Source organism: Endozoicomonas sp., from assembly GCF_051008435.1.
Lineage (GTDB): Bacteria > Pseudomonadota > Gammaproteobacteria > Pseudomonadales > Endozoicomonadaceae > Endozoicomonas_A.
Genome location: NZ_JBPCXO010000151.1, coordinates 1 through 5,886, shown reverse-complemented (window position 1 = coordinate 5,886; position 5,886 = coordinate 1). Strand labels below are relative to the sequence as shown.

The 5,886-nt window shown below is 46.6% G+C and carries 6 protein-coding genes; 2 read left to right on the top strand and 4 right to left on the bottom strand.

What is annotated here, in order from left to right:
• Positions 1-122 precede the first annotated feature (122 nt).
• Together ACR2PX_RS07385 and ACR2PX_RS07380 are read right to left on the bottom strand one after the other, a co-directional pair.
• Complete coding sequence (locus ACR2PX_RS07385; protein ID WP_433998711.1) at positions 123-545, bottom strand: DUF3301 domain-containing protein; 423 nt, start codon at positions 543-545, stop codon at positions 123-125.
• A gap of 93 nt (positions 546-638) precedes the next feature.
• On the bottom strand, positions 639-827 hold the full coding sequence (locus ACR2PX_RS07380) for a hypothetical protein (protein ID WP_433998710.1): 189 nt from the start codon (positions 825-827) through the stop codon (positions 639-641).
• 350 nt (positions 828-1,177) lie between these two features.
• On the opposite strand from ACR2PX_RS07380, the gene ald reads away from it, so the two are divergent.
• The gene (ald, locus tag ACR2PX_RS07375; protein WP_433998709.1) at positions 1,178-2,299 is read left to right on the top strand and encodes an alanine dehydrogenase; all 1,122 of its coding nucleotides are present in this window, start codon (positions 1,178-1,180) and stop codon (positions 2,297-2,299) included.
• A 159-nt stretch (positions 2,300-2,458) separates the two neighbouring features.
• The gene (locus ACR2PX_RS07370; protein WP_433998708.1) at positions 2,459-2,923 is read left to right on the top strand and encodes a GNAT family N-acetyltransferase; all 465 of its coding nucleotides are present in this window, start codon (positions 2,459-2,461) and stop codon (positions 2,921-2,923) included.
• A gap of 61 nt (positions 2,924-2,984) precedes the next feature.
• On the opposite strand, the gene ACR2PX_RS07365 is transcribed toward ACR2PX_RS07370, so the two are convergent.
• Together ACR2PX_RS07365 and ACR2PX_RS07360 are read right to left on the bottom strand one after the other, a co-directional pair.
• Positions 2,985-3,827 (bottom strand): DUF4922 domain-containing protein, encoded by an 843-nt coding sequence (locus ACR2PX_RS07365; protein ID WP_433998707.1) that lies wholly within the window; start codon positions 3,825-3,827, stop codon positions 2,985-2,987.
• 85 nt (positions 3,828-3,912) lie between these two features.
• Positions 3,913-5,406, bottom strand: coding sequence for a CoA-acylating methylmalonate-semialdehyde dehydrogenase (locus tag ACR2PX_RS07360; RefSeq protein WP_433998706.1), 1,494 nt, complete (start codon positions 5,404-5,406; stop codon positions 3,913-3,915).
• Positions 5,407-5,886 lie beyond the last annotated feature (480 nt).

The following is a 5,886-nucleotide window of genomic DNA, read 5'->3' as shown; positions in this document are numbered from 1 at the left end:
ATCAGACGATAAAAGAATGCGATAGCGGGCTGGCATAAATGAAATCCTGAACGATGTCAGGGGAGAATGCCAGAATGGAGAATTCCGGCATTGCTACAGGACAAGTAAATTGTTTTTCTGTACTAGTGTCTTGTGCCCCGGTAATTTGCCAGGTCGACCACATTGGATGGATTGTTATTCTTGGGTTGGGATTCTTCTGAATACTCAGTAGACATAATCAGGTTGGAAGTTTGCTGTTCTTCAGGACGGGTGTACTGCAAGTCCATAACCTGCAAATATTTGCCGAGCAAACGGATATGCCCCGGGTAACGTTGAACCCCGTTGGGTGTGAATTCAAAACTGAAATCTCTGGCAAGATACATCTGACCACCGGGACCCCGCTTAAAGCGAGTGGAGTAGCGAACAACAGTCCCATCAAGAAACTGTAAGTTCATTTCCTTGCAGGCGCGTCTGCCATGCAAGATAGCGACTTCTCTCGCTTTTGTTGTATCTGCCCAGTACCAGGCAAAAGCTGCCCCGAGCAGCATCCAGATGATAATGTCCATGAGGGCATTCTATAGCCAAGCAAGGCACAAAAGCTATGATTCGATAGCTTCCTTTACAAGTTGTTGAGTATTTTCAGAGTCGTGACTCATAACTCAATGGAGGTGTCTTGGATTACTGGCTTTGCCTACAGGTTTACCATCCTGGCTAATGATTTTTTCTCTGGCATCCACCCTGTAAATTCTTCTGAAATATTCAGCTCTCAGTGCTTTCTGATCAACAAATTGTTTGATGTCTACGCCAATACGATTCAGGTATTCGAGCATAAAAATAGTGTCGGGCACATCAGCCTCCGGCTATTGGCTCCATACAGTGATTATCCACCATCCCGGTAGTCCATTCCGGGTTCAGGATGAATACTGACTCCCCGGATTCGAGGCTAGAATAGCACTGGTATATTTCGTTTTTTTGACTCAGGGCATGCTTTTTCCAGCCTTTTACAGTGCTTTACAGACTCCTTAATTGTTTCTATTTGTTAAAGGTCGACAAAATTCTGAGTTTTGGTGATTTTATTTGTGGTGATGATCTTTTTAGAAATACCTCCCGAAATAAATGTTAAATCAGAATATTTTACTAAGTAAAAGGCCATATACTGGAATATAACTGCTAGGCAAAGCTCAGACTGGAGGAATATATGCTGGTAGGTGTGCCAAAGGAAATTAAAAATCATGAGTATCGAGTCGGGTTAACACCTGCTGCAGTTCAGGAACTCGTGGAACAGGGACATGAAGTTATTGTTGAAATGAATGCCGGAGCAGGCATCGGTTTCACCAATGACTGTTATCAGAGTGCTGGAGCCACTATTGTGGACAGTGCCGAGGCAGTGTTCGAACAGGCAGAATTGATCGTTAAGGTCAAAGAACCTCAGGCAGTAGAAAGAGCAAGATTACGCCCTCACCATACCCTCTTTACTTACCTTCATCTCGCCCCCGACGTTCCTCAGACTCAGGATTTGATTGAGTCCGGAGCAACTTGCATCGCTTATGAAACCGTAACCGATAAGAATGGTCGTTTACCTCTACTGGCTCCTATGTCAGAAGTAGCAGGTCGTATGTCTATTCAGGCGGGCGCCCACTGTCTGGAAAAGTCCCAGTCAGGGCGTGGTGTTCTCATGGGCGGTGTTCCAGGGGTTGATCCAGCCAAGGTTGTGATTATTGGCGGTGGTGTCGTTGGTCAGAATGCAGCAGCTATGGCTGTGGGTATGGGTGCTGATGTCGTCGTTCTGGATCGTTCTGTTGATACTCTGAGACAACTGGATGCTCATTATGGCAACCGGATCAAAACTGTCTTTTCTACTCATCACTCTATTGAAGAGCATGCCCTGAGCGCTGACTTGTTGGTAGGTGGTGTTCTGTTACCTGGTGCAGCGGCCCCAAAACTGGTCACCAAAGATCTGATCAGCAGAATGAAGCGTGGTTCTGTTATTGTTGATGTCGCTATTGACCAGGGTGGTTGCGTTGAAACTTCCAGACCAACTACTCATGACGATCCAACCTTCATTGTGGACGGTGTCGTTCATTACTGTGTTGCCAACATGCCAGGCGCTGTAGCCAGAACATCTACGGTTGCCCTGACGAATGCAACACTGCCTTATGTTGTCGAAATCGCTAATAAAGGTACTCGAAGAGCTCTGCAGGATAACTCATATCTGCTCGAAGGTTTGAATGTTTGTAAAGGCGTAGTCACTTGCGAAAGTGTTGCTCAGGTACAAAACCTGACATACAGACCTGCTACCGAAATGCTGTCTGAAATCTAATTATTCGATTTCTTTAACTAAAAACTCTGGTTTGCTTCAGGCAGCCAGAGTTTTTTTGTTATAACCCTTGAGAGATGGATCTGTGAGCAGGATACTCTGTCACTCTAAAGTGAAATGAGATTCACGCACTGATTTAATGGTTTTGGGTTGGAGTCGGATTTGATTAATTGGCAGTGGTCCAGATTTGAAGAGCTTTCCGGGCAGGAAGTTTATAGCATTCTGAAAGCCAGACAGGATGTGTTTATTGTTGAACAGGATTGTCCTTATCATGATGCGGATGGTCTTGATCAGACATCCCTGCATTTATCGGGGTGGGGCAAAGATCGAAATGATCTTGCAGCCTATCTTGCAGCCTATCTAAGGGTGATACCTCCATCCTCTCAAAGCCCTGTGGTGGCTATTGGTCGTGTTATCACCTCATCTTCCTATAGAGGAAGTGGTCTGGGAAAAGAGATGATGAGACTGGCTGTGGAAAAAGCCCTTGAACTGTTCCCTGAACATGATCTTTATCTCAGTGGCCAGGCCCACCTGCAAGCATTCTATGGCGCTTATGGCTTTGAGGCTGAAGGTGAGATCTATGAGGAAGATGGTATTCCTCATATAGCCATGTATAAAAGAGTCTGACAGAGAGTAGAGAGCTTGTTCTGATGCACTTTATCCATGAGTGCTATTTTCAGTCAGGTTCTTAACTGTGTCTCGTCAGGCTGCTTAATATTTTACTGGGTTGATGGTGAAGCAACTGTTCAAATCTTTCCCTGTTCTTCACCAGCAGCAGACCGGCAAACCCCAGAGCATTGACTGAGATGGCGTCGTAACGGCCCTCTGTTCGTGGAATCATCATCATCCACTGATCAGTCATAAGAAAATTATAAGGCTTTAGTCGACCATCTTCCTTTCGCAACCTTAAACGATCAATCATTTGCCGGTAAAGCTGCAGCCACTGTGAGGGCTGGTTTGTGGTCTGGCTACTCAGTTGAACGATTAAATGTTCATAAGGCAAGCTTTCCAGTCTGCCTGGCTGATCAGGAATGTTAGTCAATGCCTGGTCGATAGGAAGAGTATCTACTGGTAGTGATTGCAGGTGTCGGTGGGGTTGGCTTGCTCCCGCATCTCTGCCTGAATTGTAAAACACTAATTGAGGGAATTCAGGCAGTGTTCGGGCAACGGCTTCAAACTCTTTCAACTCAAAAGCTTCTTCCTGGTCTTCGTATTCTGCAGTGACGATTAAATAATGATTGTCCACAACATTGAATTTGTTGAGCAGTAGCACATGGCCAGTTTCCAGATCCACTACATGCATAGCAGGATCGTAGGGAAGAAATGGATTGGGGTGGTTGGATGCAGAAGCATTCCGGTTGGGCTTCTTTCTTAACTCGCTGAGAATTCGGACTTCGTAGGGGAGTATGTCCTGGATGATCTCGATATCAGTTTCACTGGACTTCAAATGACCGCTGGCACGAGCAGTACGTGTTGCCTCAGATAACCTGTTCCACAACGTTCCGGGTTTAAAGGCTCGGTGGGTATTCATTCTGCTTTTCCTATCTGATGATTTTCTTTCGCTATCTGGGTCCAGTCAGCGTCAGAAGAATACCCCCGAGAATACTAAATTAACATCACTTCATAGTAGGAATAACAAACTCTGCACCCGCTCTGATGCCCGTCGGCCATCGGGAAGTAATCGCTTTACGGCGTGTATAGAATTTGACGCCTTCCATGCCATGCATGTGCAGCGGACCGAACAAGGAGCGTTTCCAGCCACCAAAACTATGGAATGACATTGGCACAGGGATAGGCACATTAATCCCTACCATGCCGATTTGGATGTCATGGGCAAACTGTCGTGCACTGTCACCATCACGAGTGAAGATGGACGTGCCATTACCGTATTCATGATCATTGATCATTCTGACCGCTGTCTCATAGTCAGACACACGCACTACCGATAGCACGGGTCCAAAAATTTCTTCTTGGTAAATAGACATATCTTTGGTGACATTATCGAACAGGCAGCCACCGAAGAAATAACCCTCTTCAAGGCCTTCAACAGAATAGTTTCTTCCATCCACTACCAGCTTGGCACCCTGGGCAACGCCTGCATCGACATAACCGGATACCTTACTGCGGTGCTCCTCACTGATAAGAGGTCCCAGTTCAATTCCAGACTCCAGACCATTCCCTACTTTCAAGGCTTCCACTCTGGGCGCCAGACGTTCAATCAGAGCATCAGCTACATCACCCACAGCTACAGCAACAGAAATGGCCATGCAACGTTCACCGGCAGAGCCATAAGCAGCTCCTACCAGTGCATCAACCGCTTGATCGAGATCGGCATCTGGCATGATAACCATGTGGTTTTTGGCACCACCCAAAGCCTGAACCCGCTTTCCGTGGTGGCAGCCTGTTTGATAAATGTATTCAGCCACAGGGGTAGAGCCAACAAAGCTAACTGCCTGGATATCTGGAGAGGTGAGAATGCTATCCACAGCTTCCTTATCACCATTAATAACGTTCAACACGCCATCTGGCAGGCCTGCTTCTTTCATTAACTCTGCCAGGCGCATTGGCACAGAGGGCGCTTTCTCTGAAGGTTTGAGAATAAAGGCATTGCCACAGGCAATGGCCAGAGGGAACATCCACATGGGAACCATGGCAGGGAAATTGAAAGGGGTTATTCCCGCAACGACCCCCAGAGGCTGGCTGACAGACCAGGCGTCTACATCAGTCCCAACATTTTCGGTGAACTCGCCTTTGAGCAGGTGAGGAATGCCACAGGCAAACTCCACGACCTCAAGCCCACGGGTAATATCACCCTGAGCATCATCCAGCACTTTACCGTGCTCTCTGGTGAGCATCTCTGCCAGTTCATCACGGTGTTTTTCAACCAGCTCCTTGAACTTGAATAGAATTCTGGCGCGTTTTAGCGGCGTAACGTTACGCCACTGATCAAAAGCCTGTTTGGCTGTGGCTATGGCAACCTCTACTTCAATGGCACTGGCCAGTGATACAGAGGCTTCCTGCTGTCCTGTAGCCGGATTAAAGACAGACAGCTGACGCTCGCTGGGAGCAGAGGGCAGGCCAGCGATGAAATGGTTGATTTGAGCACTCATGTCAGGGCTCCTTACGGTCATTATTTTTATTTTTCAGAGTGAAACCTGAATCTTGTTAAGACTACGGGTATCGGGTCTCTGAGTGAAGAGATTTGTGATCTCGAAATTGATGAACTGCTGACATGTTTCGACAACAGCCAAGTCGTCCTGCATCAATAGCCATGAGCGACTAGAGTCATTTTTCGTCACCTTGCAGGATGAAAGATAACTCACGGTAAAGAGTATGACCGAGAATCTTGATATGAATCAAACTATCTTACGCCAGGGCTTTTGGATTCAGGCTTTATGCAGTTAGTCTAGGGGCTGACCGAGAGTAGTGATCGAGATTAAAATTCAGTAGAGCGAGGTCATTTTTTGTAACTATTCAGCCCCCTCAAAATAGGCTGGATTTTTCAGAGTTTTGTGCCATTTTCTACTAAACCTTTCTCTTTACTCTCAGTCATGACTCATATTGCACCCGATATACAGACCCGCGTCGTA

Coding starts and splice junctions, on each gene's coding strand:
- ACR2PX_RS07385 (WP_433998711.1), bottom strand. CDS start 545: ATGGACATTATCATCTGGATGCTGCTCGGGGCAGCTTTTGCCTGGTAC.
- ald (WP_433998709.1), top strand. CDS start 1,178: ATGCTGGTAGGTGTGCCAAAGGAAATTAAAAATCATGAGTATCGAGTC.
- ACR2PX_RS07365 (WP_433998707.1), bottom strand. CDS start 3,827: ATGAATACCCACCGAGCCTTTAAACCCGGAACGTTGTGGAACAGGTTA.
- ACR2PX_RS07360 (WP_433998706.1), bottom strand. CDS start 5,406: ATGAGTGCTCAAATCAACCATTTCATCGCTGGCCTGCCCTCTGCTCCC.